This is a genomic window from Vibrio atlanticus (assembly GCF_024347315.1).
GTDB classification, from domain to species: Bacteria; Pseudomonadota; Gammaproteobacteria; order Enterobacterales; family Vibrionaceae; genus Vibrio; species Vibrio atlanticus.
The window spans coordinates 119,499-145,347 of the sequence record NZ_AP025461.1; the positions used below are offsets into that span (position 1 = coordinate 119,499).

Genomic DNA, 25,849 nt, shown 5'->3' on the forward strand with positions numbered 1-25,849 from the left:
GCTTTGGCGTGACAATAAATAAAGCATGACCAAGCGCTTTACTCCACTATTACTATCTTTTGTAAGTCATATGAAAATTAAAAATGTAATACCTCTACTGCTATGCCTCTTCTCTCATCAAGCTATATCAGCGGCAAATTTCACAACGGACTTTGTAGAGCTTGGAATGCAAGCAAAGCCTATGGGGTTAAGCGTGGATGGTGGACGCGACATCAACGATAGCTTGGCAATTTTGGGCGGCCTTAGTACCAACACAGCCGAAGATGAAAGCAACTTTGATGCATACATCGGCCCTCAAGTTTATGGTCCAATAACTCAAGGGATCGACTTAAATACGCAGCTGCTACTCCATTTCAACAAAAACTCATACGCAGCTGGAGAAACGAAAGCTTATGTCGAATTTAATGCGGGTATTCGAGCGTGGATCACTCAGAGAGTAGAAGCCCATGTACTTGCGGGTTCTAACGGAGAGCACTCAATCTTTACGTTTGGAGCTAGATTCCATGCCACAGATAAAGCCGTGTTTTCAGTTGCTTCCAAAAACAACGGTCTTTACGGCCCTCAATTACAACTTTCGGTTAGATACCAATTTAAGTAGCCACCTTTATAAACAACTTTCCGCTACTGTTGGATCTAACATAAAAATAGCGTCAGTAATTCAATACTGACGCTATTTTTTTATCTCTAATTCAGACACATCCTATTAGTTATACGCTTACCTAAAGTTATACGCTTGCCTAGCTATTGAGTTATCCATTGATATAGCGATGAACCGTGAACTACAAACATTCAGTGAACTATGAGCATTTATCCAACTTGAGCTCTGCTGTCACCTTAGTAAGACGTAGTGCAATCGCGAAACACACTAAGTAAGGACTCACATACCAAAAGACACTTTCTAGCGGCTGCTTTACCTGCGCTTCTCTGGTTTTTATATATTGGTTTTTCTGCTTTTCATACTGACTCAGCATACCATCCACCCACACCGCATCACTTTCAACTAACGACACGCTAGGCGCAGGAACCGTAAAATCCGATGCATTGGGTAACAAGGTGAAATCGACATCTTTAAACGTAATCGCCGTATTCAAATACCACAAACACGCGTCGTGGTACTGAGCGTAATGATCTAAAGATGGCTGACCTGTACAGGTATCACTTCTCAGCTTATCCAAAGAGAACCGCTGAACCGATTCTAAAATCGCCACCGCTCTGGTTTGTTCGGTTTCAACCCAATCACCCGCCACCTTCGCTCTAATCTCAGACACGGCACCAAGCATTCCGATACCCGCTAAAAACGGCCATAAATAATCCATACGCTTCCATTTTCGCCGACTCAGGTTGAATCCACACCAAATTGGAATATGTAAGAGGAGCGTGAGTCCAAGTGACAGCAGAACGAAGTTCAAGGAGCTAGAGAGCATGAGCTCGCTATCGAAAAAGTTCTTCATAATGAGAAGCTTGCCTGTATAACCAAGAGAAATTTGATACTAGGTTCGATATAAGAAAAGTGTGTAAGAGGAAAGTAAAAACAGCACTAAGAATTGGTGTTAACGCTGTTTATTTGGACATATAACCACCGATGGCAGGGCTTAACCACTCGTTACTCAGAAATGGCTAAGTTGTTCAGTTGTTCAGTTGTTCACGATACACAAGATGCTAAAGGCTCTTACGCGCCAGACTTGAGGTAGATACCGACTTCTCTTAGCTGTGCTTTAATGTCTAACATTTGGACGTGCGATAGCACTAATTGGATCAAATTGAATATTGCTCCAGCGAACATCAAACCCGCGACATAACCAGACCATGCTTGGTGATCAACTTGATACAGAGTATTGAACGAAAGAACGAAGAAGATGAGACTGGAAAAACCAATAGCATACTCATTACAGTTGTAGACGTATGAATTCGTCCCGTAATCGTATTTGATTTTTACCTTTCCACCCGCTCTGCCTAGCTTAAGATTAAGAACATTTCCGCTAACCTCATATTCCAATCCATTAATTAATACAACGCGCTCTACTTTCTCAAGCATATCTGTTTTTTCCGTATTATTTTGAATACTGTCCATAGTCGTACCCTACTCCGTCACCTAAAAATTATTCGTAAGCGCTCAACCATGCTTTCAGAAGTTGATTAGCGTTCTTCTTCTGGCTCGCAGACAATGACTTAACCAGTTTTTTCTGCATTTCGACATGTTCAGTCATCATTTGATCGATCAGAATAAGACCATCTTTGGTTAGCTGAACACTCACGCTGCGTCTGTCTTCTTTGCTGTGCTCACGACTGATCAGCCCTTTAGCTTCTAGTTTATCAAGGCGATTGGTCATTGCGCCTGATGTCAGCATCATCGATCCGATCAGTTCTGATGGCGTCAGTTGATAAGGCTTCCCAGAACGTCGCAACGTTGCCAACACATCAAACTCACCAAGTTTCATGTCGTAATTTTTATGAAGCTCGGCAACTTGCGTCTCCATATACTTGGCAATACGCATAATCCGGCCCATCATTGCCATTGGCTCAGTTTCTAACTCAGGCTTTTCCTTTGCCCATTGCTCTACTACGCGGTCGATAGCATCCATTTGCGATCTCGCTCCGTTATTAGTCTGATTAATTCAAACTAGTTTAACATAAAGATACTTTACAACCATATGATCTAGGTATACAGTTCATACAACTAATTATCTTAATATAAAGATATTTCATATGAACATATTATTAGCAATGATTCCCGCGTTCTTTTGGGGAACAACCTATGCTGTGACGCAATTTACGCTACAGGAATGGCCCCCCTTATTATTGGGTGCTTTGCGCGCGTTGCCTGCTGGTTTGTTATTGCTAGTAGTAAAACCGACACTGCCTCAAAAAGGCGAATGGCAGATCATTTTCACATTGGGTCTTATCAATATTGCGACCTTCTTTAGCTTAATTTTCGTGATGGCGTTGACGTTGCCTTCGGCAATCTCCGGTGTAGGTATGATCTCTGTGCCAGTGTTTGCGATGATCTTCCATTGGGTAGTAAAGAAACAGCGTCCGCAATTGATTCAAGCCTTGTCTGGTGTTGGATTAATCACATTGGCGTGGATATTGTTTAATCCAAGTCAAATCGCATTAAACCCAATAGGTCTAGGCGCCATGTTCGCTGCAATCATGTGTATCGTTATCGGCAGTAGCATTACCAAGTCACTGGGTAATCGCATGCACTGGTGGAAGGTATTAACGTGGCAACTGATTCTAGGCGGTACGATTTTATCTGTCGCGTCTGGCGTTCATGCGCTCATCGACCCACAGCCTTATGTTAACGCTGTGACTCATTTCGATACTCGTAACGCAATAGGACTTGTTTGGGTGATTGTCCTGAACACCGCCCTGGGTTACGGCATGTATGTATGGCTACTACAACGTATGTCAGTGGTGGATTTCACCTTCGGTGGCATCGCTAACCCAATTGCGGGAATTGTGACAGGTATGATGTTGATGGGTGAATCCTTTACCCCACTCCAGTACTCGCTAATGACAGGCATGATAGTGATGTCACTGCTACCGCAACTTATCCTTTCGGTAAGACAGTCAAAACAAGTTAAGCCTGTTACATAGTTGAATCTACCGACTGTACTGAGAATAATAACGCGCCTTACATCTTATACAGTGATTTAAAAGGCGCCTTTTGTTGCTACGCTGACAGCAATAAACCAAATAGCCATACTCGCCAAGTTGATCGTTTCTTAAACAACATTAAACCTTACAAAGAATAATGCCTTTCTTCATGCTACCTAATTTGAATTTATTTTCTAAAAAATAGACATATTAGAGATTATCTTTCCATGAGATATTGCAATTAGAGATAAAAAGACAAAATTTTTCTCCGACGACCTCCTTATACTATGCCACATCATTAAGGCGCCACAAGCCGATGATTTAAAATAATTATTAATGAGTAGTCACCATGAATTCGAAGTCGCTAACTATCTTGCTTTTTGTCTCTGTTTGCCTAATTTGGGGAACCACTTGGTTCGCAATGGAAGTGGCATTGCATTCTATCCCACCAATTTTTGCTACTGCATTGCGCTTTTTACTCGCTGCACCTCTGCTTGCGGTATTAGCGAAAGTCTTCAACCAGCCACTGCTGTTTCCTAAAGGCAAGCGTCAATGGTTGCTGATTGTTGCGCTGATGTACTTTGCGATTCCATTTACTTTGATGATCTATGGCGAGCAATACATCTCTTCTGGTCTAGCGTCTATCATCTTCGCTAACATGCCGGTCGCTGTGATGTTGATGTCAGGCCTATTCCTAGGCCTACGATTGGCTAAGCACCAAATATTTGGTTTGGCTACCGCTGTTGTAAGCCTATGTTTGATCCTCGGTAATGAAATGCAGATGGGTGGCGATGACTACCTAGTTGGTACAGTTTGCTTAGGTCTTGCTGTGGCAATACACGCTGTTATGTATGTGTTAGTTCAAAAGCACTGTAAAGGCATCGAAGTACTGACGTACAACGCAGTCCCAAGTCTGATTGCTTCTCTATTCTTGTTCGCCGTTTCGGCGATGGGTGAAAGCGTGAATGTTGAATCCTTCACTTGGGATTCAATCTCAGCGGTAGTTTACCTAGGCTTTGTGGCGAGTGTTGGCGGCATTGTTGCCTACTTTAAACTCGGACAAGTTTCGACGCCGTTCCAAGCGTCTATCTGCTTCCTGATTTTCCCTGTGGTTGCACTACTGATCTCGTGCTACATCAATGGAGAACTACTATCTGAACAGTCACTGGTGATGATGATTCCTCTGCTTTGTGGCATCTTGCTTACTAAGGCACCAAAAGGAATCTTCAAGTTGCGTGGTGGACTAAAAACCGCAAGAAGCTAATCCTACTGAAAGCTAACCCTACCGGAAGCTGACTAGATATTTCCATCTAGCACATACAAAAAAGCTCCAATATCACTATTGGAGCTTTTTATTAGTCTTTATCCAGAGTTAGCGCCAGCTAAACATTCGCACTTCATTGCCCTCTTCGGGCTTCTTAGGGATGTTTAAAGACAACGCCAAAGATACCGCCGCCATCGCAGCACCTATGTAGAAAACCGTTGCAGGTGACGATAACCAAATCACCCCAAATACGACTGGAATAACAACCGCTGCAATATGGTTGATGGTGAATGAGACACCTGCGGTTGATGCCATGTCGGCAGGATCGGCGATTTTCTGGAAATAGGTTTTGATCGCTAATGCGAGTGCAAAGAACAGATGGTCGACAACATACAGCGCCGCTGCCCATTCCGCGCTTTGTACCAAACCATAACCGATAAACACACCAATCAAACCAACATACTCGAAGATCAGCGCCTTACGCTCTCCAACCACACCGATAAATCGACCAATGCGTTTTGCAAACAAGAAGTTAAACAGGTAATTAATTAAGAACAGTAGTGTTACGTCAGCAGCCGAGTAACCAAACTTCTCTACCATCAGAAAGCCAGCAAACACCGTGAAAATCTGTCTTCTCGCGCCACTCATAAAGGTGAGTGCGTAGTAGAGCCAGTAACGCTTTCTCAGCACCAACTTCTTATTTTGCTGAGTCTTGGTTTGAAACTCAGGAAAACCAAAGGTCATCACCAAAACTAGAATAAATCCAATACCGCCAGTAATGCCGTACACCCAAGCAAAATCGAGCTTCAGCTGTTCTAACATCACCCAGATAGATCCGTAAGTGATTAAGGATGCCAGTGCGCCGACTGAGATCATCTTACCCAGCATCTCGGGCGCTTCTTCTTTACTCAGCCATTGCAGTGACAAAGACTGCTTCAGCGTTTCAAAATAATGGAAACCCGTCGACATTAAAATGGTGGTCAGTAGTAGGCCAGTAAGTGAAGGAAACAAACCGGTAATCGCCGTACCGACAGTGAGCATCGCCAGCGATATCAACATGAAGCGTTGCTCGCGAATGAACGCCAACATAAACACCACAGTAAAGGCCAAGAAGCCAGGGATCTCACGAACACTTTGCAATAAACCAATATCCGCACCATCAAAATTCGCTTTCTCAATAACGAAGTTATTAAGCAGCGCCATCCAGCTCGAAAACGCGATAGGGACAACAATCGAAATCAGTAATAAGAAGTTTTGCGGCGTTTTCCAGCTCGCGGTTTTATCGAACATTGACGGACTCCTGTTCGTCTAATTGGTTAAGCACACGTAAGGTTAGTTGCTCGGTATACGGGTTGATCTTCCAATGATCAGGGCTCCAACCTTTAACAAAACGTTGAAAATCAGCCCATGCCACGTAAAACATTGGTCGCCATGCAGCTTCTACTTCATCGAATGAAAGGTGTGGCTGATAGTGCATGAGTGCCGCTTTCAAGTGCTGGAAGTAAGCATCCAGGACTTCTGATTCAAGCTCTGCGCAATCTTGCGGCCTAACCGCGCTGCTCATGAACAAGGCCACATCTTTCATCGCACAACCACGCCCAACGTATTGGAAATCAACGGCAGCAGCGCGCTCGCTTTTTAAATCAAAGCAGAAGTTGGCGAGCTTAGCGTCACCATGTACCAAGGTTTGATATGGGCACGCCCTTAATAGATTATCAATGTGCTGCGCTTGGCTCTTAAGCGGTAAATCAGCCAATGCGTTTAACTCGTCAGGCCGAGTGTCTAAATGCCAATATGTGCCGACTTGCCACAATGAAGCTGAATGTTCTTGATCTACATTGATGTGCTTTGCGTGAAAGTTAGCGAGCCATTTAAGGCAAGCATCGCGTTGGTTTTGCTCTTCTAGTGTGTAACCAGACGCCAGCTCAGGCTGAGTATCTTGGATTGCTAAATCATCAAAAGCAGCAAGCACATCAAACTGAGAAGTTAACGGAAAACCGATTTCGGCCAAATCTTGCATCACAATCAGCCACTCGTGCTCTTGTAACTCACATTGCAGCCCTACAGGTACAGGGCAACGCTCATCCCACTGTTGGGTAAACGACTGATACCACGCGGTCTCAACTTGGTAAGAGTGCACCTTTCGTTGATGAGAAAGTTTGGTATTCCAACCCTTTGGGTGTTCTGCTTTATCTGGCAATGCGACATGTTTAACAATCACGCTGTTGAATGAAGAACGCCTTTCTTTGGAAAAAATCAAACGAACTAATTCACCATACCCGCCCCATAGGCTTTGAATCACCTGAACATCAAACCCTTGGTGACAATCCAGTGAGGCCGCTATTTTTTGATAAAGCTCATTTTGATAAAACTCTTGTTGATAAAGCTCTGGCTGATTTTGACTTGAATTCGCTATCGGTTGAGCGAGATTTTTTGACGATATTGATTGAGACATATACTCGTTGCTATGCTTTATCTGATAGAAGATGAGCCCACTGTGGCTGCCTATTCATATAGTGAATCACATAACTACAAATCGGTACAATTTTAAAACCTGCTTGTTCAATTTCAGGCAGTACCGACTCCATCATCACCTTACCGAAGCCCTTACCTTGAAGCTCATCAGGAATACGTGTCGATGTGATATGTAGTACATCTCCGTCCTTTTGATACTTAACAACCGCGAACTGGTTGGGTTTTAGCTCAACTGTGATCTGGTTCGCTTCTTGATCCCATTTTGTTGCGTGCATTCTCAACTCCTGAAAATAATTGATACGACAAACAATAAAAATTTGAAGTATTCATTCCTTGTAATAGACTAACGCAAGCTCATACAAATAGAACTAAGTACTTGCAAACAAAGTAAATAACTCTGTGCCACCGGCTTAATAACGAATTAGTAAAGATAAAGGCACTCTATAAAACCACGCAGGTACATTTAGCCAGCGTATGTAATTGCGCTTAATTTATGTAATTGTACCTACTAAATCTAGCACGTATTTGCCCCTTATTAGTAAGTTAACAATATAACAAACAGACGCATGTTGGCGCATGGAGAACATATAATGAACGCACCACTGAAGAAGCCTTTGGAGCATAATCAGGCACTTCAAGATCCTCGTAACCGCACCGTTTCTACATTAAATAGCACCGATGCACTGGCTATGATAGAGCACGGCAGTGAACTAACATTAAATGTATCGACTCCAGTTGGTACTAAGTTTCTCGCCACCACCAAATTTATAGGTACACACAGTGATAACTGCATTGTGGTTGAGGTGCCCGACGTATCCAACGATGATCTGAGCTTTTATTTTCAAGAAGGTTTTTGGATGACAGCTCGTGCTTATTCTCTGCGAGGTGAAGGCGCGCTTATCCACTTTAAAAGCCAAATTCACCATAGGGTTGGGGATCCCTTCCCTATTCTTGTGCTCTCTACACCAAGCTCGATGCAAGTAACTCAACTGCGTAAAGAGACACGCTACGAGGTGAACTTAGCTTCCAGAATCATCTTCAACGATCAACGAGCAAACTGTGAGATTAGAGACTTATCGAAAAGTGGTTGTCGTTTTGTTACCTCACCGACTTCTCGTGCAATTCAAATTGCCGATCGAGTATCTATTGAAGTTACACCGGAGAACTACAATGGCCCACTTATACCGCCATTGAAAGGCATTATCTGTAATCTCCAAAAATCAACGCACTACGCTCGATACGGGGTAGAGTTTGATGATATTGGCCGCTCTAATGCCAAGCACTTATTGGCGAAGCTGAAGTTCGATGGCACCAAGCTCTGTTTGCGAAATAGGTAGAGTCATTTAGCACATTACATTCACCGAATACCGTAAGCAGACCAGATACAGACGGCTCAATAGCGAGCAAAGTCGCAATCAAAAAAAGCCATCGATTTTTATGTCGATGGCTTTTTAGTTCTGGCTATTTATCTATCTTTTCAACCGCTTATCTAGCTAATAAGCTAGTTGGGTCTATAGATATTAGACTATTTACGCAGTGCGTTCAGTTTAGCTTGAGCGATACCAAAGATAGTATCGATGGGGTAACTCCCCTCATCACTCGCCTCACCGGCGGCTTTGCCTGTAAACAGCTCAATCGCTTCGGTCACATGGTCGATAGCCCAAATATTAAACTCGCCCTTTTCAACCGCTTTTACGATGTCATTACGCAACATCAGGTTGTGAACATTTGAACGTGGGATGATCACCCCTTGCTCATTTGAACGTCCTTTGATTTCGCACACATCAAAGAAGCCTTCAATTTTCTCATTCACACCACCAATAGGCTGAGACTCACCGAACTGGTTCATCGAGCCGGTAATCGCGATGTCTTGACGGTTCGGCTGCTTAGAGAATGCAGACACCACCGCACAAAACTCGGCCATACTCGCGCTATCACCATCGACGCCACCATACGATTGTTCGAAGGTGATATTGGTAGTAAGCGGTACTTTCGCTGTCTTACCAAATACCGAAGAAAGGTAAGCCGATAAGATCATCACCCCTTTCGAGTGAATACTGCCACCTAGGTCTACGTTTCTCTCGATATCAATAACTTCACCGTCACCATAAGCCGTGGTTGCCGTGATTCGGTTCGGCGCACCAAACATATGATCAGTTGTGCTGAGTACAGACAACGCATTGACCTGCCCAACCGCCTGACCATCCACATGAATCAGTGTTGTACCGTTGGTGAAAGTTTCCATTACGCTGTCTTGTAGTCGCCCGACACGCATCTGTTGGTTAGATAGCGCTTGGTCAACATGCGTTGCACGAATCAGGTTCGACTTCGCCCCTTTCGCCACGTAGTTTGACTCACGAAGCAGGTTGGCAATGTGTGCCGAGTGCAGCGACAACTTACTTTGGTCGCCCGCCTGGCGAGAACTGTGCTCAATGATACGAGCAATCGCTTTACGATCACAATGCAGCATATTGTTGTCATGTACGATACTTGAAATGAAGCGTGCGTAATGCATTTCAGAATCCGCAGTACGCTTCATCTCATCTTCAAAATCGGCCGTCACACGGAACAGTTCACCAAACTCAGCATCGTAGTGTTGCAGTAGCTGATACGTGTGGTAATCACCGAACAGAATAATCTTCACGTCTAATGGAATAGGCTCTGGATCAAGTGATACCGCCCCCGTTAACGTCACCTCTTTTTCTAATGAGGTGAAGCTCAATTGACGCGAACGCAGCGCACGCTTCAAGCCTTCCCACACATAAGGTTGTTCAAGTACTTTCACGGCATCCATCAGCAATACGCCGCCATTGGCTCTATGTAAGCTACCTGCGCGAATTAATGAGAAGTCCGTGAATACGGTGCCTTTGAACGTTGCCGTTTCGACATAGCCAAACAGAGAGTGATAATTCGGATTCTCTTCAACCACAATCGGCAGAGTCTCCTCCTTCTGGCTCACAATCACGTTAACCTTGTAGCGACGTGGCATTTTCTTATCCAAAGAGGCAGTCGCAACTTCTGCTTGCTCTGTACTCTCTTCTAAGAAAATATCAGCGTTATCGACAATGTCTTTACGCAGTGCTGTCAGGTACTTTTTGATGTCTGGATATTGGCTGTAATCTTGCTTCAACTGTTTGATGAAATGTGTGATCACATCTCGCGCCGTATCATCATTCAGCTTTTGAACTTTCTCTGTGTACGTCTCTTCAAGCTCAGTCAGTTCACGAGAAATGGTCCGCAGACCGACTTCCAATCCATCAATGGTTTTATCGAATTGATCTTGCTCTTCAGGCGTGAGCAAGTCGAAGCTCTCTTCGGTATGAAGATCATCGCCATTCATCGCGACAAATTGGTAGTCACCCTGAGTCGTGATCGTCAGGTTGATGCCCTTATCTTTTGCTTCTTGACTGATCGCTTCTAACGCCGCTTGTTGTTTAGCGGCCAACTGATTTTTTAATCGGTCAGCGCGGTTAAAGTACATCTCGTTATCGAATGCGAGTGGCATTGCTTTAAGAAGCTTACGCATCAGTTTTTCAATATCTTGCTTCAAACTGCTGCCCACGCCACGAGGCAATTTCAGCACCTTAGGTGTACGAATGTCTTCAAAATTCGCGATATAACACCAATCAAAAAGCTCCTGCACTTCTTGAGGGTGTCGGTTTAGGTAGCGTAAGATCATGGTGCGTTTACCAAGACCATTTCGACCTATCGCATAAATGTTGTAACCCTTTTCCTTGATTGACATCGCGAACTCAACGGCTTTTTGTGCACGTTCTTGCCCGACGATTTCGTCAATTGGAGCCAGTTCTTTGGTCGACTTACATGGTAGCTTGTCGAGTTCCGCTACCTTATACAGCTGTTCTGCATTGAGTCTTTGCATCGCCATCGCCGCCTCCTTAGTCCTTCATTACTTGGGTGTAGATAAAATCAGTGTAGATGTAATTGCCTATAAATTTAGTGACTTACGCTGCACAGCTGTTCAACTGAACAAATAACATCCAATTTAGCCCATTTTTAGCATTAACCAGAGATTTAATTCACCAACTTAACACGTGAATGATTTTAATTTGCAATTGATAATAAATATCATTAACATTTTAGAATATTTAAAATTAAGGATGTGGACATGGAAATTGAACGCTGCTGGATGCACTACCTAAAAGCTGAACAGTTAATGGAACAAGGTCATTGGCCCGAAGCACAGCGCCTCTATAACGATGTTCTCACCTCTCTTCCTCATCACATCCAAGACGCGGCATACCAAAGTGATATCAAACCCTGCCAGTTTGCTTGCTTAATTTCAGGCCTTAGAGACGCCAGTGTCGCTCAATCCGAGATTCTCAATCGTTTAGGCCAGCACCAACAAGCCTTCGATACCTTGAACCAATCTTATGCATTGATGCAATTTATCTCTCTTGAGGGTACAGAGTTGATTCAGCGTACCTTTAGGTTATTGGAAAAGCAGAGTGAAGATCTGCTCAATCACCTGATCGCATTTTGCAGTGCTCAGCGCAGCTCACATTGGATGCTCGAGCTAGAACAAATTCAACGCGCTCATCACCATTTTGGGCAGCTTAAAACCACTTCAGAAGTTCAATCTTCACCTAATGTCTTAAATTGATAAGGATATATCATGTCGGACCGGGCCATTCTTAAAGTTAATAATCTCTCCGTTAAATTCATAACCAATGATGGAATCATTGATGCGGTAAAAAAGATTAACTTTACTCTTAATTCTAGTGAAACCTTGGCCATTGTTGGCGAATCGGGTTCAGGTAAATCTGTCTCTTCCAACGCTTTAATGCGTTTGCTTCCTGATAACGCCATCATTGATGCTCAATCGGAAATCGAATTTGAAGGTCAGTCGATACTCAAAAAGACTGAACGAGAGATGCAGTCAATTCGTGGTGACAGGATCGGAATGATCTTTCAAGAACCAATGACATCTCTAAACCCATATCTACGCGTGGGCACACAAGTGGCTGAAGCCATTATGTGTCATCGTAATGTATCGAAATCTCAAGCGAAGCAGCGTGTACTTGAGCTTTTCAACCTTGTGCATCTGCCAATGCCAGAACAGGCATACAACAAATACCCGCATGAGTTTTCAGGTGGTCAATTACAGCGCATCATGATTGCGATGGCTTTGATCAACGAGCCCGATATTTTGATTGCAGACGAACCAACCACAGCATTAGATGTAACGGTTCAGGCTGAAGTACTTTCTTTGATCAAAGAGATTCAAAGCAAGATGGGCATGGCAATTTTGTTCATCACCCATGACCTTGGCGTAGTAAAACATTTTGCCGACCGTGTTCTGGTGATGTGCAAAGGTGAGCTAGTTGAAGAAGGGATGACTCAAGCCTTATTCGAGAATCCAAGACACGATTACACACGCATGCTGATTAACTCGATTCCTAAAGGCGCTAAGGTTCCTGTTGAGGCGTCAGCCCCAGAGCTATTGTCTGCTGACGATATCCGAGTTCAGTTCTTGGTTAAATCACATTTCATCAAGAGTAAAAGTCAGTACTTCGAAGCCGTAAAAGGCATTTCGTTGAATCTTAAACAAGGCGAAACGCTAGGCATTGTGGGTGAATCAGGGTCAGGTAAATCGACCCTTGGACGTGCGTTAATCGGCTTGCTGCCAAGTACCGGACGTATTGTTTATAAAGGCCAAGATGTCAGTTTGTTGACTGATAAAGAACGTCACAAACTGAAGAAAGATGTACAGATGGTGTTCCAAGACCCTTATGGTTCTTTGTCACCACGTATGACAGTTGGGGAAATCATCACCGAAGGCTTAACGGTGCATCAACCTCATCTATCCAAGAAAGAAAGATTAGAAAGAGCTCGTAAAGCGCTGACTGAAGTTCGCTTAGAACAGAGTTCAATTAACCGTTATCCGCATGAGTTTTCTGGCGGGCAAAGACAACGTATCGCGATTGCTCGTGCGCTGATTCTTGAACCCTCTTTCATTCTTCTCGATGAACCCACTTCAGCACTCGATCGCTCGGTGCAACTCACGGTAATCGACCTGTTGAAAGATATTCAGGCCAAGCACAACATCGGCTTCCTTTTCATCAGCCACGACCTTTCGGTAGTAAAAGCACTGTCGGATCGTGTATTGGTGATGCAGAAGGGTGAAGTGATGGAAGAAGGGTCTGCCGAAGATATTTTCAATGCACCGAAAAACGACTACACCAAGAAGTTAATCGCAGCGTCATTCGACTTAGAAAATAAATCGAAAAAAAATGCGGCGTAACGGGAACTAATCAACATTAACAGCGTCTTATAAGTACATTCTGAATAATCTCCTAATGGATTGAAATCTAGAATGGATATAGCAAAACTGGTTTGGCCGCCAAAAGAAAAATGTCGCATGGATGCGACATTTTTCGTTTCTGGCGTATGTGAAAAATCAACTCAGTGATCATGCCAGTGATTATGAAGGTTTGCTAAAATTGACGGACTTTAAACAGGGTTAGCTGGTAGTCGGGTCACAGCCGCAGAGCGGCTTCGTTCAACTCGTTTTTGGACAAAACTTTGTCAGTGTTTTTGCTAATTTAGTAAATTATGAATTAATTCAGGTATGGCAAAGTCGTTTAATGAAGTGTCCAATATTGATGGTGAAGATCACGCCTACCTAACCCAGTAAGCTTGTTCAACGCTCTTATCATCGCGTAAGTTTCACCCACCTGGGCATTGTAATTTCTTAAGCTCAGTAGCAACTGTTTAACTCGATACATCGCTGTTTCTGACAATGAACGTTTGTGGTATCCATACCGCTCTTTCCAATACTTATTTGAGCCGTATAATTTCTGGCAACCCACGGCGAGATTTCGAGGATGACCACGCTCCCAGAAGGCTGCCCCTTCTCTTGGGGGAATAAGCGCAACGGCTCGCTTCATCTTAATAGCAGCGCGACACGCTCTCGTGTCGTAAGCGCCATCACCAGACACCTCAAGGATACTTCGGCGTGTTTGTTTCAGTAAGTTCGGGAGTACTTCTCCATCTGTAACCGTCGATAAACTTAGCTCAGCGGCAATGATCTCATGAGTGTTGGTATCGACGGCAATATGAAGCTTTCGCCAGACTCTACGCTTGCCATCCGTCCCATGTTTTTTGACTTTCCATTCACCTTCGCCATAAACCTTAAGGCCAGTAGCATCAATAGCTAGGTGCTGTATCGCTCCTCTCGTTTTAGTCTTAAATGAAACCTCAACTTGCTTGGCTCTACGACTGATGCAGGTGTAATGCGGACAACTTAACGGTACATGGGCTAACCTAAATATCGAGTCGATAAATCCTTGCAGCGCTCTCAATGGCATAGAAAAAACTCGTTTCACCATGAGTGCTGTCGTGATAGCTAAATCACTGAACCGACGCGGCCTCCCGCGCTTATTCTGTTTGCTTTGCGCCCAGCCGCTTATCGCCTCTTCATCAATCCAAAAGGTCAGAGAGCCACGGTTAATGAGTGATTGATTGTATTGCTTCCAGTTGGTTGTTTTATAACGAGGTTTAGGCATAGGGCTACGAGAGGGAGTGAATGTAGCTGATCAGATCGTAGGTTCTGGATTTAGTTCCACTGAATTACGCAACAAAGCCCATAAATTGAGCCATAAATCACCTTTCCATTATGAATTTATATGTATAATGATAAACTTAATCATCAAGGTTATAAGTGATTAATTTAAGGTGCCAACAAAGTACCATCATATTAATTTTAAAACTAGAAAATATTTAGGAGTATTATGAAACGTTTGAATTTAATAGGAATTTTAGTAACATCAGTTTTAATATCTAGATCAGTTTTAGCTAGCGATACACTGCAAGAAGGTATAAACATTCCCGTTGGTGAATCAATACATATAATGAGTGATATGGTTGATAATTCAGACTTGGTTTATATAAATGCAAAGTATTGGTTAGAATCAGGAATTTATTCAAATGGCATTGAAAATGCAATTGATTTAATTGTAAATAATGGTTATCGTTATCTGGTTGATTTTAGTGAAATAGAAGGGAATAAAGAAAAAATAAAGGCAAAACATGTCTTTAGAAAGGTATTTGGTATTTCATTGGAATCTGATTATATTGCAATAACTGAACATAACCATAACGTTATGTTTACAGAGATTAAGGATAGATATGACACAAATATCCCAATTTTGAGTAAACCTGCACCAAAAAGGCAAAAACGTTCAACATCAAACACCCCAGCAGTACACTCACCGGTACCGAGTATTTCTAGATATTATAATGCGACTAAACAAATTACTGATTCTGAATGTGATATCACTTGGAACACCCAATTAGGAGATAGATCGCGGCATCTTTGTAAAAATGCTAACATTTCGCTTGTTTATAAGATAAACATGCAACGCTCCCTTGCGTTCGGAACAATCGGCTCAGCAACGCCTGATGCTAAAATAGTAAGAGTTGGCATTGATGATTCAACCACTGGCGCAGGGATTAGTCTAAACCCTGAAATATATTCGATGTACTTAGCCTCAAGAGGCATTGTTTGGCCAAGTGGTGGGATTGAATCTGAATGGGTGTCATCCGCAATAGCACAAAACTATACGTTTGAAATGATGGCATCAAATAATAAAACAAGTATTTTAAGAACCATTCCAGCAACAAATTTAAATGTAAATTATGATAAGAAGGAAGTATCAACTTTTCAATTTGGTATTGGAGGTGATGTTGGTGCAGATAAAACATCACCCAAAATTAGTCTAAATGCCAACGCGTCATGGACAGAATCCAAGTGGTTATCATATAAAACATTTGATTATGCGGTAACGAAATCGTCAAAAAGCCCTCAACATGTATCTTTCAAATGGTCTAGAGAGCAATATAATTCACCACATGCGATACAAAAAGATGAACCGCCATATGGAGTAACAGTCAGAAAAAATTATTTTGGGAGGTTACACTTAATCAATCCAATAGGGTACGCAAACTTCACACCCAAAATGGAAGTAATCTATTATTCTGAACCTGAGACCACAGGGACAACAGACATTAGTATATCCTCATCGGTTGGAATTACTGGGTATCGTTATTATTCAGAAATCCCATCTTGGGAAGTCCTAAGATATTATTACCCTAATGAAAAAGACTTTAAAATTAAAAATGTAAAAAAAGATATTAAATTCACTGTTGATTGGGATAATCCTGTATTTATTGGCGGAAAGCCGGTTAATTTACAATTGGGTAAATTTAACAATAAATGTGTAAGTGTTAATGAAAACCTCAGTGTTAATTCTGATACTTGTAATATATCCGAACTAAAGCAGTCATTTATTTTCGATACACTTAATCGATATCAGAGTACAAGCCAACCAGGTATGTGCTTGGATGCTAGTAACATTAAAAAAGTCAGCCCTTGCAGTTTAAAGCGAACACAAAGATGGAAATGGATAGATGACAAAGATGAACTAGAGAATTCATTTACTGGAAGTAGCCTTGGTTATACTGTAAATGAAGGAGAAATTAAATTAATTCCGAAAGAGAAAAAAGCTGAGGATAATATCAACTCAGTTTCAATGTTCTCGTCATACACGGATATATTTAATATGTGACATTTTTTCCCTTGAAAGTAATAACTCAAGGTTATTAAACTTACGAGTACTAAAATACGGTTCTGTCGCAAATCTAGTTAGAGGTGTGACAGGCCAACCGGCTTTGTTGCGTAATTCAATGGAACTAAATCCAGAACCTACGATCTGCTCAGCTACATTCACTCCCTCTCGTAGCCCTATGCCTAAACCTCGTTATAAAACAACCAACTGGAAGCAATACAATCAATCACTCATTAACCGTGGCTCTCTGACCTTTTGGATTGATGAAGAGGCGATAAGCGGCTGGGCGCAAAGCAAACAGAATAAGCGCGGGAGGCCGCGTCGGTTCAGTGATTTAGCTATCACGACAGCACTCATGGTGAAACGAGTTTTTTCTATGCCATTGAGAGCGCTGCAAGGATTTATCGACTCGATATTTAGGTTAGCCCATGTACCGTTAAGTTGTCCGCATTACACCTGCATCAGTCGTAGAGCCAAGCAAGTTGAGGTTTCATTTAAGACTAAAACGAGAGGAGCGATACAGCACCTAGCTATTGATGCTACTGGCCTTAAGGTTTATGGCGAAGGTGAATGGAAAGTCAAAAAACATGGGACGGATGGCAAGCGTAGAGTCTGGCGAAAGCTTCATATTGCCGTCGATACCAACACTCATGAGATCATTGCCGCTGAGCAAAGTTTATCGACGGTTACAGATGGAGAAGTACTCCCGAACTTACTGAAACAAACACGCCGAAGTATCCTTGAGGTGTCTGGTGATGTCGCTTACGACACGAGAGCGTGTCACGCTGCTATTAAGATTAAGGGAGCTATTGCGCTTATTCCCCCAAGAGAAGGGGCAGCCTTCTGGGAGCGTGGTCACCCTCGAAATCTCGCCGTGGGTTGCCAGAAATTATACGGCTCAAATAAGTATTGGAAAGAGCGGTATGGATACCACAAACGTTCACTCTCAGAAACAGCGATGTATCGAGTTAAACAGTTGCTAGGAGGGAAACTGAGCTTAAGAAATTACAATGCCCAGGTGGGTGAAACTTACGCGATGATAAAAGCGTTGAACAAGCTTACTGGGTTAGGTAGGCTTTGTTGCGTAATTCAGTGGAACTAAATCCAGAACCTACGATCTGATCAGCTACATTCACTCCCTCTCGTAGCCCTATGCCTAAACCTCGTTATAAAACAACCAACTGGAAGCAATACAATCAATCACTCATTAACCGTGGCTCTCTGACCTTTTGGATTGATGAAGAGGCGATAAGCGGCTGGGCGCAAAGCAAACAGAATAAGCGCGGGAGGCCGCGTCGGTTCAGTGATTTAGCTATCACGACAGCACTCATGGTGAAACGAGTTTTTTCTATGCCATTGAGAGCGCTGCAAGGATTTATCGACTCGATATTTAGGTTAGCCCATGTACCGTTAAGTTGTCCGCATTACACCTGCATCAGTCGTAGAGCCAAGCAAGTTGAGGTTTCATTTAAGACTAAAACGAGAGGAGCGATACAGCACCTAGCTATTGATGCTACTGGCCTTAAGGTTTATGGCGAAGGTGAATGGAAAGTCAAAAAACATGGGACGGATGGCAAGCGTAGAGTCTGGCGAAAGCTTCATATTGCCGTCGATACCAACACTCATGAGATCATTGCCGCTGAGCTAAGTTTATCGACGGTTACAGATGGAGAAGTACTCCCGAACTTACTGAAACAAACACGCCGAAGTATCCTTGAGGTGTCTGGTGATGGCGCTTACGACACGAGAGCGTGTCACGCTGCTATTAAGATTAAGGGAGCTATTGCGCTTATTCCCCCAAGAGAAGGGGCAGCCTTCTGGGAGCGTGGTCACTCTCGAAATCTCGCCGTGGGTTGCCAGAAATTATACGGCTCAAATAAGTATTGGAAAGAGCGGTATGGATACCACAAACGTTCACTCTCAGAAACAGCGATGTATCGAGTTAAACAGTTGCTAGGAGGGAAACTGAGCTTAAGAAATTACAATGCCCAGGTGGGTGAAACTTACGCGATGATAAAAGCGTTGAACAAGCTTACTGGGTTAGGTATGCCTGAAACTTGTCGTATTGATTAAGAAATACGCGAAACGGGGTAGTTCTATCTTTAAATTTAATTACGCAACAAAGCCGGTTAGGTATGCCTGAAATTTGTCGTATTGATTAAGAAATACGCGAAACGGGGTAGTTCTATCTTTAAATTTAATTACGCAACAAAGCCTTCCCGCAGTGCTAAATTATTCCCTTTTCCAAACCGTTTAAACTTAGGTCGTTACAGTTTCGATAACCAAAACCATCAACTCCCAGCTAACTTTCCTTGGTCTGATCACGCCGTACATGGCCTGCTCTACAACCAACCTTTTTCAATCACAAACAACGTAGCCACTGAAGAATCCGCCAGTGTGACGTTACAGTATCAAACGTCATCTTTGCATCCTGCTTTCCCGTTTGCGTTCAACCTTGAAGTCACCTTCACTATCGATATCATGGGTAAACTCACTTCCTCAACGACCGTCTCTAATCTTGGTGATTCTGCATTCCCATTCGGTGATGCTTGGCACCCTTATTTCTCACTCGGCACTGAGCTAGCACAATGTGGACTCGCTATGTCGCCTTGCTCTGAGGTCATCCACGAAAACGACCTACCCAATGGTGAAAAACTGGCTTTTGACTGTTTGTCTTTGGGTGATTCACTCGCCAATCAAAGCTTAAATCACTGCTTTGAATTTGATTCCAAGACAACCAACCAACTTGCGTTTACACGCTCAGATTCGTCTGCCGCTATTCGCTATCAACAAGATGCAAGCTACCCATTCGTTCAGCTTTACACACCGACGAGCGAACAAAGTATTGCAATAGAACCAATGACTTGCCCAGCTGATGCATTCAATAACCAGATAGGCTTATTGACGCTTAGCCCGAACCAATCTCAGACCTTTACTTGGCGATGCCACGCCAGCTATCAGCCAACATAAAGAAAGCAAAGTAAAGCAACTGCTGTATGCGAAATCAGCCCCCAGAGAACGCATTGCTAACGAAACAACTGCAACGAAAGAAGCAATAAAGGGCGCATAAAGCGCCCTTCTCTTGTTAACCTAAAATCACCTCGATGGTGTGCTCACCCGATGTAAATACCGGTGCTTTGTTGCCTGAAATTAGGTCACCATTTACCTTCATTTCAACCACACCTTTACACACGTTATTCGGGTTAGTGACATGAATATGATAAGTCGCACCACGGAACTGACGACGTACTTTGAACTCAGGCCACTCAGCCGGAATACATGGGTCCACCAGCAAGCCATCCACTTCAGGGCGAACACCCAGAATCCATTGCGTACCCGCAACGTATGTCCAAGATGAAGTACCTGAAAGCCATGCATTTCGGCCTAAACCAAACTGCTTATGTTCATCACCCAAAATGTTTTGTGGGTAGCAGTATGGTTCAGATTCAAAGGTATCAATGTCGTCGTTCTTAGACGCTGGGTTAATTTGACGGTAGTACTCATAAGCACGCTCACCGTTACCCATTTTCGCTTCTGCAATCATCACCCAAGGGTTAGAGTGCAGGAAGATACCGCCATTCTCTTTTGCACCTGGTGGGTAAGTTGAAACGCCACCTAGCTGCGGATCAAAGCCGTTGTAACCCGGTGTTGAAAGCTTAATGCCATTCGCTGTATTCAGCTTGTTGTAAACAGAATCTAGCGCTTGAGTAGCACGTTCTTGAGTCGCGAAACCAGAAATCACAGGCCAACTTTGACCGTTGGTGTAGATCTGCCCTTGCTCGTTTTTATGAGAGCCGATTGGTAAACCTTGCTCATCAAAGTAACGAACAAACCACTCACCATCCCAACCGCACTCATTCACCGTACTCTGCATCTGTTGATACTGATCTTTAAACTTAGCCGTCAGTTGCGCTTCACCACGCAACTCACACAAGTCCAACATGTCGAGCAGTGCTTTGCCGTACATGTTCGCCACCATCATCGACTCAGCACCCGTTGGCAGGTTTACCGTGTCGTTCCAATCAGCAAAACCTAATAACGGTAGGCCGTGCTCACCAGTATTGGTGTAGGTAAATTCAATCGCGCGGCACAGGTGGTTCCAAACCGTTCCAGTTTCAACTGGGTTGCCCGCTTTGTCTTTTTGATAGAACGGGATCTCTTTATTCAAGAAGTCTGCATTGCCCGTTTCTTTCACATATTGCGTCACCGCGTAGATGATCCACAGGTGATCATCACCGTAGTAATCCGGGCGATCTTCCTCTTCACGAGAGTCACCCGCGTTCGCTTCCATCGTTGATGGGAAGAACTGATGCATCGCAGAACCGTTGGTGTTTTGTACAGACAGCAGACGCTCAATGAACTCACGCGCTTCTTCTGGCATGTGAGTAATCACACCCAAGGTATCTTGAGAAGAATCACGGAAACCGATACCACGAGCACCATAGCCAAGCTGATACAGAGACAAGTAACGAGACCAGTTTTTGGTTGTGTGACACTGACGTGGGTTATGTACGTTAAGCATTGAATTCATTGCCGGATCTGGCGTTTCAACCTGAACTGCTTGTAGGTAACCATCCCAATGTTCAGCCAGTTCAGCGAAAGCAGAATCGACCACTTGATGGTCACGATATTTAGCCAGCAGAGGAAGTGCGGCTTCTAGGCTCTGTTCTTGCGCGATTTGTACAATCGTACGTTCTGTCTGCTCTGGAGATAGCCAACCCAGACGCAGGTTCAGTGCGCCAATGTTGTCGCCACGCAAACACTCGGTGTTGCCTAATTCATCATTGTTTAGTGCTTGTGGTGCTGCCCATGTGCCGTAGCCCAAATTCCCTAGGAACGATTGGCGATCACCATCAAAAGACGTAGCAGGGCGATCCGCTGTCATTAGGTTCACCGCGTAGTCACGCTTCATGAAAGCATACTGCTCAAGCACGGTATGACCAGACTCTTGCTGGTGTGCTTTTAGCGTCATGGTTTGTGGAACCCAGTCCGCATTCAGTAGCTGTTTAAGCGCATCGAAGTGCGTGAATTCGTAAACAGGCACTACATCAACGTGCAGTGCTTTGTCTGAAATGTTGGTGACTTTGATGTCTTGTAGCAGTACTTGGTCAGCTTTTGGTACAAAGAACGTCGCTTCACAACGCACACCAAAGGCTTCTGCAACGATGGTGGTGTATGACAAACCGGTGTGGTTTTCAAACTTATCTAACGGCTTTAAAGTTGGCGTGTAGAAAGGTGAGAACACCTCTACGTTGCCCGCTTCATCACGCACTTTTAGGTAAAGGGTCGAGCCTTTAAAATCTGAATTTGGCAGTTGTGCAATGTACTTAGTGATACGGTTGAGTGCAGGATCGCCCTTACACAACAACACGCCACCGTTGCTATCGACAATGCCACCGAAATCTAATGTGCCGACATAGTTACACCATTTGATCGGTGTACACGGTGTGGTTGCTACGTATTCTTTGTTTTTATCGTCAAAATATCCGAATTTCATCATCACTATCCCTAGCTCCTCCCAAATCAGGAGGAGCCAAAACAATTTGTCGTAAGTTGGTTGGTTTCAGCTCAATGACTGACTTAAATTGACTGGCTAGCTCGCTAGCGAGTTCTCACTCAGAGCATCGAACAAGTGGAAAGCATCCAAATCCAAGTAAAGCGTCAGATCTTTTACATCCACTTCAGCCGCTTGGGTTTCAACCATCAACGGCTGACCGCCAATTTCTGTTTTCAGAAGAATGCTCGCGCCTAGTAATTCCTTGTCTTTGATTTTCACAGGGAATGGCAGCACGCGGTCGTGGTCAACTTGCTCGGCACGTAGGTGAATGTCTGTTGGACGAACACCAAAATGCAGCGCTAGGTTCTTAGACGCCAGAGACTTAAAGCGCTCAGGCAGTGGGATATGAACATCGCCAATTTCAACGAAGTACTCGCCTTCTTTTTCAATCAGTTTTGCTTCCAACATGTTCATTGACGGGTTACCAATGAATTGCGCGACAAACTTGTTTGCAGGACGCTGGAACACCTCGGTTGGTGTACCAACTTGAGCAACATAACCGTCTTTCAGGATCACGATGCGATCCGCCAGTGTCATCGCTTCGATCTGATCGTGGGTTACGTAGATCGTAGTGGTTTTAAGCTCGCGGTGTAGGTGTTTGATCTCTTCACGCATCACGCCACGAAGTTTTGCATCTAGGTTAGATAACGGCTCATCAAACAAGAAAACCTTTGGCGTACGAACCATCGCACGGCCCATTGCCACACGTTGACGTTGACCACCAGAAAGCTCTTTTGGCTTACGGTTCAGTAGCGGGTCAAGCTCTAGCATTTTCGCCGCTTTTAGCACTTCTACGTCGATTTCTGCTTTTGGCATGCCCTTCAGTTTTAGCGCAAAGGCGATGTTCTCGTACACCGTCATGTGCGGATACAGTGCGTAGCTTTGGAATACCATCGCTAAGTCACGGTCTTTCGCGTCGACTTTATTCATCAGCTTGCCGCCAACCACGATGTCACCAGAACTGATACTTTCAAGGCCAGCAAGCATGCGTAGCGTTGTCGATTTACCACAGCCAGATGGGCCAAGGAAAACCACGAACTCACCGTCTTCAACCGTAAAATCAAACTCTTTGACGACTTCAACATCACCGAATGATTTTTTGATGTTCTTAAATTCTACTTTAGCCATTATCTGTTCTCCTCAGCGCGCTCTAGCAGCATATTTCGGTACGCAATTGCGCTCTGTTTCAATGTTCTTTCTTGGGTGGTGTAGTCAACATGGACAATGCCAAAACGCTGGCAGTAGCCAAATGCCCACTCAAAGTTGTCCATCAGGCTCCAAGCGAAGTAACCATCAACTTTCACACCCGCTTCAACCGCGTTGTGAACCGCTTCGATGTGACCTTGGAAATAACGAACTCGTTGGTCGTCCATCACTTGTCCATTAACGCGCTCGTCGTTGCCTGCAGCACCGTTCTCGGTGATGTAGATAGGTGGCATATTTTCGTAACGAGCATCCAGTCTTACCAATAAATCGGTTAAACCTTGTGGGTTGATCTCCCAGCCGATGTAAGTGTGTTCAGCATCTGTTTGCTTCACCGATTCAATATCGCCGTTCTCGTTGAAGCGAGCGACATTACGTGTGTAGTAGTTGATACCGATGTAATCGACCGGTGCGCTGATGATGTCTAAATCATCTTCAAGGATCATCGGCATGTTCATCGCTTGGCGCTCAACCACTAACTGCGGGTACTCGCCTTTCAATACTGGGTCGATGAACCAGTGGTAGTTCTCGGCTTCGCAGTAATCTGCTGCCGCTTGATCTTGTGGCGTCAGCGGGTAAGCAGGAGTCGCGTTGAATACCACACCATGCTTAGCATGAGGCGCATTATTACGAAGGATCGGCATTGCCAAACCGTGTGCCAGCATTAGGTGGTGAGATGCTAGGTAGCCTTCTTTCTCACCTTTAATACCTGGCGCGTGTTCGCCCCAACGGTAGCCTAGGAATGCAGACACAAACGGTTCATTGAGCGTGGTGTACACGTCAATGTTATCGCCAAAGTACTTACTCACCACTTCTGCGTATTCTGCGAATTTGTAAGACGTTTCACGGTTTAGCCAGCCGCCTTTATCTTCAAGGTATTGCGGAAGATCCCAGTGATACAGCGTCACATATACCTTCATGCCACGAGCATGACACTCATCGATGATCTGACCGTAAAACTCTAGACCTTGCTGGTTCACGACACCGTCTTGGGGCAGGATGCGCGGCCATGCAATAGAGAGACGGTAAGCATCAACGCCTAAGCCTTGAATCATCTCGATATCTTGTTGCCATAAGTGGTAGTGGTCACACGCCACATCACCACTGTCTCCGTTATCGACCTTGCCCGGCGTCTTACAGAAAGTGTCCCAGATAGACGGTGTACGACCGCCCTCTTCAACGCCGCCTTCAATTTGGTATGAAGATGTCGCGACACCGAATACAAATTCCTTACTGCGTAACTTTGAATCACTTGGAAGTTGATATTTATTCATTGTTATAACCCTTAAACCTAACCTTTGACTGCGCCGGACGTTAAACCACTGATCATCTGTTTCGATGCGAACAAGTAAGTAATCACGAGCGGTAAAATAGAAATTGTGGTACCTAGCATTACCGCGCCCCATGGCGTATTCGGAATACCTTGAACACTTCGAAGTGCTTGCGTAATAACATAGTTATCTGGGTTGTTTAGTACCACGAGAGGCTGCATGAACATGTTCCAGAAGAAAACGAACTGAACAATCGCAAGCGTTGCCAGTGCAGGCTTCATCAGTGGCAGTACCACGCTCCAGTACGTTCTGAACTCACCAGCACCATCCAATTTCGCTGCTTCAAGTAGCTCTTTTGGAATCGATGCAATCACGTGCTGACGCATCAAAAAGATACCAAATGGTGTGGTGGTGAACGGTAGCCATACCGCCATGTGGTTATCCAACAAGCCTAAGAATTTCACGATCATGAAATAAGGGATCAAGCTAAGCACAGGCGGAATTGCCATTGAGCCAACCAGCATGCCGAACAACACGTTCTTGCCGCGGAACTTAAACACAGCAAACGCGTAGCCACCCATGCTACAAAACAGCAGCGAGATAGTGGTGCCTAAGAAAGCCACGTAAATCGAGTTAAACATCGCTTTCCAAAACGGCATGATTTCAAGCAATTTGGCGTAGTTAATCGCCAGGCTATCGCCAATCGCAAAGCTAATGCCCGTGCCGAAAATTTCAGAACGGTCACGCGTTGATAGCAGTGCCGACCATACAAATGGAAAGACTGTAATTAGCGCTGAAACAACCAGTAAGATACCGAGCATGACCATCAAGATCTTAGTCAGAATGAACATGCTGCGTTCGCTTGGCATCAGTCCACTTAGTGGTGAGGTATTTG

Annotated in this window: 21 protein-coding genes and 1 pseudogene; 10 read left to right on the forward strand and 12 right to left on the reverse strand. The window is 44.1% G+C overall.

The genetic code is table 11. The features are described from left to right. Nucleotides 1–166: 166 nt before the first annotated feature. A complete protein-coding gene (locus tag OCV30_RS16275) occupies nt 167–598 on the forward strand; it encodes a hypothetical protein (protein ID WP_244499065.1) in 432 nt (143 codons plus the stop codon). A gap of 199 nt (nt 599–797) precedes the next feature. On the opposite strand, the gene OCV30_RS16280 is transcribed toward OCV30_RS16275, so the two are convergent. From OCV30_RS16280 to OCV30_RS16290, 3 genes are all read right to left on the reverse strand, one after another. After that, the gene (locus OCV30_RS16280) at nt 798–1,316 is read right to left on the reverse strand and encodes a hypothetical protein (RefSeq protein ID WP_065680208.1); all 519 of its coding nucleotides are present in this window, start codon (nt 1,314–1,316) and stop codon (nt 798–800) included. Between the two features lie 353 nt (nt 1,317–1,669). Then, nucleotides 1,670–2,071, reverse strand: coding sequence for a hypothetical protein (locus OCV30_RS16285; protein ID WP_083994638.1), 402 nt, complete (start codon nt 2,069–2,071; stop codon nt 1,670–1,672). Nucleotides 2,072–2,099: 28 nt separating this feature from the next. Continuing rightward, nucleotides 2,100–2,582 (reverse strand): MarR family winged helix-turn-helix transcriptional regulator, encoded by a 483-nt coding sequence (locus tag OCV30_RS16290; RefSeq protein ID WP_065680207.1) that lies wholly within the window; start codon nt 2,580–2,582, stop codon nt 2,100–2,102. Nucleotides 2,583–2,706: 124 nt separating this feature from the next. Here OCV30_RS16290 and OCV30_RS16295 point away from each other — a divergent pair, with 124 nt between their 5' ends. Then, nucleotides 2,707–3,597 carry a DMT family transporter gene (locus OCV30_RS16295; protein WP_065680206.1) on the forward strand — a complete coding sequence of 297 codons (891 nt, stop codon included), beginning with the start codon at nt 2,707–2,709 and terminating at the stop codon, nt 3,595–3,597. A gap of 349 nt (nt 3,598–3,946) precedes the next feature. Next, nucleotides 3,947–4,861 carry a DMT family transporter gene (locus OCV30_RS16300; RefSeq protein WP_065680205.1) on the forward strand — a complete coding sequence of 305 codons (915 nt, stop codon included), beginning with the start codon at nt 3,947–3,949 and terminating at the stop codon, nt 4,859–4,861. A 108-nt stretch (nt 4,862–4,969) separates the two neighbouring features. Here the strand turns inward: OCV30_RS16300 and OCV30_RS16305 are convergent, their stop codons facing one another. Genes OCV30_RS16305 through OCV30_RS16315 form a run of 3 tightly spaced genes read right to left on the reverse strand, consistent with a single transcriptional unit; the run spans nt 4,970 to nt 7,611 of the window. Next, the gene (locus OCV30_RS16305; protein ID WP_065680204.1) at nt 4,970–6,151 is read right to left on the reverse strand and encodes an MFS transporter; all 1,182 of its coding nucleotides are present in this window, start codon (nt 6,149–6,151) and stop codon (nt 4,970–4,972) included. Further along, nucleotides 6,141–7,316, reverse strand: a complete 1,176-nt coding sequence (locus OCV30_RS16310; protein ID WP_065680203.1) for a phosphotransferase — start codon at nt 7,314–7,316, stop codon at nt 6,141–6,143. Before OCV30_RS16310 ends, OCV30_RS16305 begins: the two co-directional genes overlap by 11 nt. 10 nt (nt 7,317–7,326) lie before the next feature. Further along, nucleotides 7,327–7,611 carry a GNAT family N-acetyltransferase gene (locus OCV30_RS16315; RefSeq protein WP_009846169.1) on the reverse strand — a complete coding sequence of 95 codons (285 nt, stop codon included), beginning with the start codon at nt 7,609–7,611 and terminating at the stop codon, nt 7,327–7,329. A gap of 315 nt (nt 7,612–7,926) precedes the next feature. On the opposite strand from OCV30_RS16315, the gene OCV30_RS16320 reads away from it, so the two are divergent. Then, complete coding sequence (locus OCV30_RS16320; protein ID WP_065680202.1) at nt 7,927–8,673, forward strand: flagellar brake protein; 747 nt, start codon at nt 7,927–7,929, stop codon at nt 8,671–8,673. 188 nt (nt 8,674–8,861) lie between these two features. Here OCV30_RS16320 and OCV30_RS16325 read toward each other — a convergent pair whose 3' ends face one another. Continuing rightward, on the reverse strand, nt 8,862–11,222 hold the full coding sequence (locus OCV30_RS16325; RefSeq protein WP_065680201.1) for a Lon protease family protein: 2,361 nt from the start codon (nt 11,220–11,222) through the stop codon (nt 8,862–8,864). Between the two features lie 240 nt (nt 11,223–11,462). On the opposite strand from OCV30_RS16325, the gene OCV30_RS16330 reads away from it, so the two are divergent. Further along, complete coding sequence (locus OCV30_RS16330) at nt 11,463–11,957, forward strand: hypothetical protein (RefSeq protein ID WP_065680200.1); 495 nt, start codon at nt 11,463–11,465, stop codon at nt 11,955–11,957. 12 nt (nt 11,958–11,969) lie between these two features. After that, a complete protein-coding gene (locus OCV30_RS16335; protein ID WP_065680199.1) occupies nt 11,970–13,598 on the forward strand; it encodes an ABC transporter ATP-binding protein in 1,629 nt (542 codons plus the stop codon). 340 nt (nt 13,599–13,938) lie between these two features. Here the strand turns inward: OCV30_RS16335 and OCV30_RS16340 are convergent, their stop codons facing one another. Further along, nucleotides 13,939–14,862 carry an IS5 family transposase gene (locus OCV30_RS16340; protein WP_261879046.1) on the reverse strand — a complete coding sequence of 308 codons (924 nt, stop codon included), beginning with the start codon at nt 14,860–14,862 and terminating at the stop codon, nt 13,939–13,941. Nucleotides 14,863–15,087: 225 nt separating this feature from the next. Here OCV30_RS16340 and OCV30_RS16345 point away from each other — a divergent pair, with 225 nt between their 5' ends. The 4 genes and pseudogenes from OCV30_RS16345 to OCV30_RS16360 all read left to right on the forward strand — a co-directional run. After that, nucleotides 15,088–16,923: a leukocidin family pore-forming toxin gene (locus OCV30_RS16345; protein ID WP_065680198.1), complete on the forward strand. Its 1,836-nt coding sequence runs from the start codon at nt 15,088–15,090 to the stop codon at nt 16,921–16,923. Between the two features lie 178 nt (nt 16,924–17,101). Next, complete coding sequence (locus OCV30_RS16350) at nt 17,102–18,025, forward strand: IS5 family transposase (protein WP_065680197.1); 924 nt, start codon at nt 17,102–17,104, stop codon at nt 18,023–18,025. Nucleotides 18,026–18,075: 50 nt separating this feature from the next. After that, nucleotides 18,076–18,996, forward strand: a complete 921-nt coding sequence (locus OCV30_RS16355) for an IS5 family transposase (protein ID WP_065680243.1) — start codon at nt 18,076–18,078, stop codon at nt 18,994–18,996. A 144-nt stretch (nt 18,997–19,140) separates the two neighbouring features. Continuing rightward, a pseudogene (locus OCV30_RS16360) lies at nt 19,141–19,893 on the forward strand (aldose 1-epimerase); the annotation flags it as partial. Nucleotides 19,894–20,008: 115 nt separating this feature from the next. On the opposite strand, the gene OCV30_RS16365 reads toward OCV30_RS16360, so the two are convergent. The 4 genes from OCV30_RS16365 to OCV30_RS16380 form a co-directional block, all read right to left on the reverse strand. Further along, nucleotides 20,009–22,423 (reverse strand): glycoside hydrolase family 94 protein, encoded by a 2,415-nt coding sequence (locus OCV30_RS16365; protein ID WP_065679390.1) that lies wholly within the window; start codon nt 22,421–22,423, stop codon nt 20,009–20,011. A 93-nt stretch (nt 22,424–22,516) separates the two neighbouring features. Then, nucleotides 22,517–23,608, reverse strand: coding sequence for an ABC transporter ATP-binding protein (locus OCV30_RS16370; RefSeq protein WP_009846155.1), 1,092 nt, complete (start codon nt 23,606–23,608; stop codon nt 22,517–22,519). After that, nucleotides 23,608–24,957, reverse strand: a complete 1,350-nt coding sequence (locus tag OCV30_RS16375; protein WP_065679389.1) for a GH1 family beta-glucosidase — start codon at nt 24,955–24,957, stop codon at nt 23,608–23,610. Before OCV30_RS16375 ends, OCV30_RS16370 begins: the two co-directional genes overlap by 1 nt. A 17-nt stretch (nt 24,958–24,974) precedes the next feature. Beyond that, nucleotides 24,975–25,823, reverse strand: a complete 849-nt coding sequence (locus OCV30_RS16380) for a carbohydrate ABC transporter permease (protein ID WP_017097772.1) — start codon at nt 25,821–25,823, stop codon at nt 24,975–24,977. Nucleotides 25,824–25,849 lie beyond the last annotated feature (26 nt).

What these genes read in the sequence shown, in the direction of transcription:
- OCV30_RS16275 (WP_244499065.1), top strand. Translation starts at nt 167, where the DNA reads ATGCAAGCAAAGCCTATGGGGTTAAGCGTGGATGGTGGACGCGACATC.
- OCV30_RS16280 (WP_065680208.1), bottom strand. Translation starts at nt 1,316, where the DNA reads ATGGATTATTTATGGCCGTTTTTAGCGGGTATCGGAATGCTTGGTGCC.
- OCV30_RS16285 (WP_083994638.1), bottom strand. Translation starts at nt 2,071, where the DNA reads ATGGACAGTATTCAAAATAATACGGAAAAAACAGATATGCTTGAGAAA.
- OCV30_RS16290 (WP_065680207.1), bottom strand. Translation starts at nt 2,582, where the DNA reads ATGGATGCTATCGACCGCGTAGTAGAGCAATGGGCAAAGGAAAAGCCT.
- OCV30_RS16295 (WP_065680206.1), top strand. Translation starts at nt 2,707, where the DNA reads ATGAACATATTATTAGCAATGATTCCCGCGTTCTTTTGGGGAACAACC.
- OCV30_RS16300 (WP_065680205.1), top strand. Translation starts at nt 3,947, where the DNA reads ATGAATTCGAAGTCGCTAACTATCTTGCTTTTTGTCTCTGTTTGCCTA.
- OCV30_RS16305 (WP_065680204.1), bottom strand. Translation starts at nt 6,151, where the DNA reads ATGTTCGATAAAACCGCGAGCTGGAAAACGCCGCAAAACTTCTTATTA.
- OCV30_RS16310 (WP_065680203.1), bottom strand. Translation starts at nt 7,316, where the DNA reads ATGTCTCAATCAATATCGTCAAAAAATCTCGCTCAACCGATAGCGAAT.
- OCV30_RS16315 (WP_009846169.1), bottom strand. Translation starts at nt 7,611, where the DNA reads ATGCACGCAACAAAATGGGATCAAGAAGCGAACCAGATCACAGTTGAG.
- OCV30_RS16320 (WP_065680202.1), top strand. Translation starts at nt 7,927, where the DNA reads ATGAACGCACCACTGAAGAAGCCTTTGGAGCATAATCAGGCACTTCAA.
- OCV30_RS16325 (WP_065680201.1), bottom strand. Translation starts at nt 11,222, where the DNA reads ATGGCGATGCAAAGACTCAATGCAGAACAGCTGTATAAGGTAGCGGAA.
- OCV30_RS16330 (WP_065680200.1), top strand. Translation starts at nt 11,463, where the DNA reads ATGGAAATTGAACGCTGCTGGATGCACTACCTAAAAGCTGAACAGTTA.
- OCV30_RS16335 (WP_065680199.1), top strand. Translation starts at nt 11,970, where the DNA reads ATGTCGGACCGGGCCATTCTTAAAGTTAATAATCTCTCCGTTAAATTC.
- OCV30_RS16340 (WP_261879046.1), bottom strand. Translation starts at nt 14,862, where the DNA reads ATGCCTAAACCTCGTTATAAAACAACCAACTGGAAGCAATACAATCAA.
- OCV30_RS16345 (WP_065680198.1), top strand. Translation starts at nt 15,088, where the DNA reads ATGAAACGTTTGAATTTAATAGGAATTTTAGTAACATCAGTTTTAATA.
- OCV30_RS16350 (WP_065680197.1), top strand. Translation starts at nt 17,102, where the DNA reads ATGCCTAAACCTCGTTATAAAACAACCAACTGGAAGCAATACAATCAA.
- OCV30_RS16355 (WP_065680243.1), top strand. Translation starts at nt 18,076, where the DNA reads ATGCCTAAACCTCGTTATAAAACAACCAACTGGAAGCAATACAATCAA.
- OCV30_RS16365 (WP_065679390.1), bottom strand. Translation starts at nt 22,423, where the DNA reads ATGATGAAATTCGGATATTTTGACGATAAAAACAAAGAATACGTAGCA.
- OCV30_RS16370 (WP_009846155.1), bottom strand. Translation starts at nt 23,608, where the DNA reads ATGGCTAAAGTAGAATTTAAGAACATCAAAAAATCATTCGGTGATGTT.
- OCV30_RS16375 (WP_065679389.1), bottom strand. Translation starts at nt 24,957, where the DNA reads ATGAATAAATATCAACTTCCAAGTGATTCAAAGTTACGCAGTAAGGAA.
- OCV30_RS16380 (WP_017097772.1), bottom strand. Translation starts at nt 25,823, where the DNA reads ATGCCAAGCGAACGCAGCATGTTCATTCTGACTAAGATCTTGATGGTC.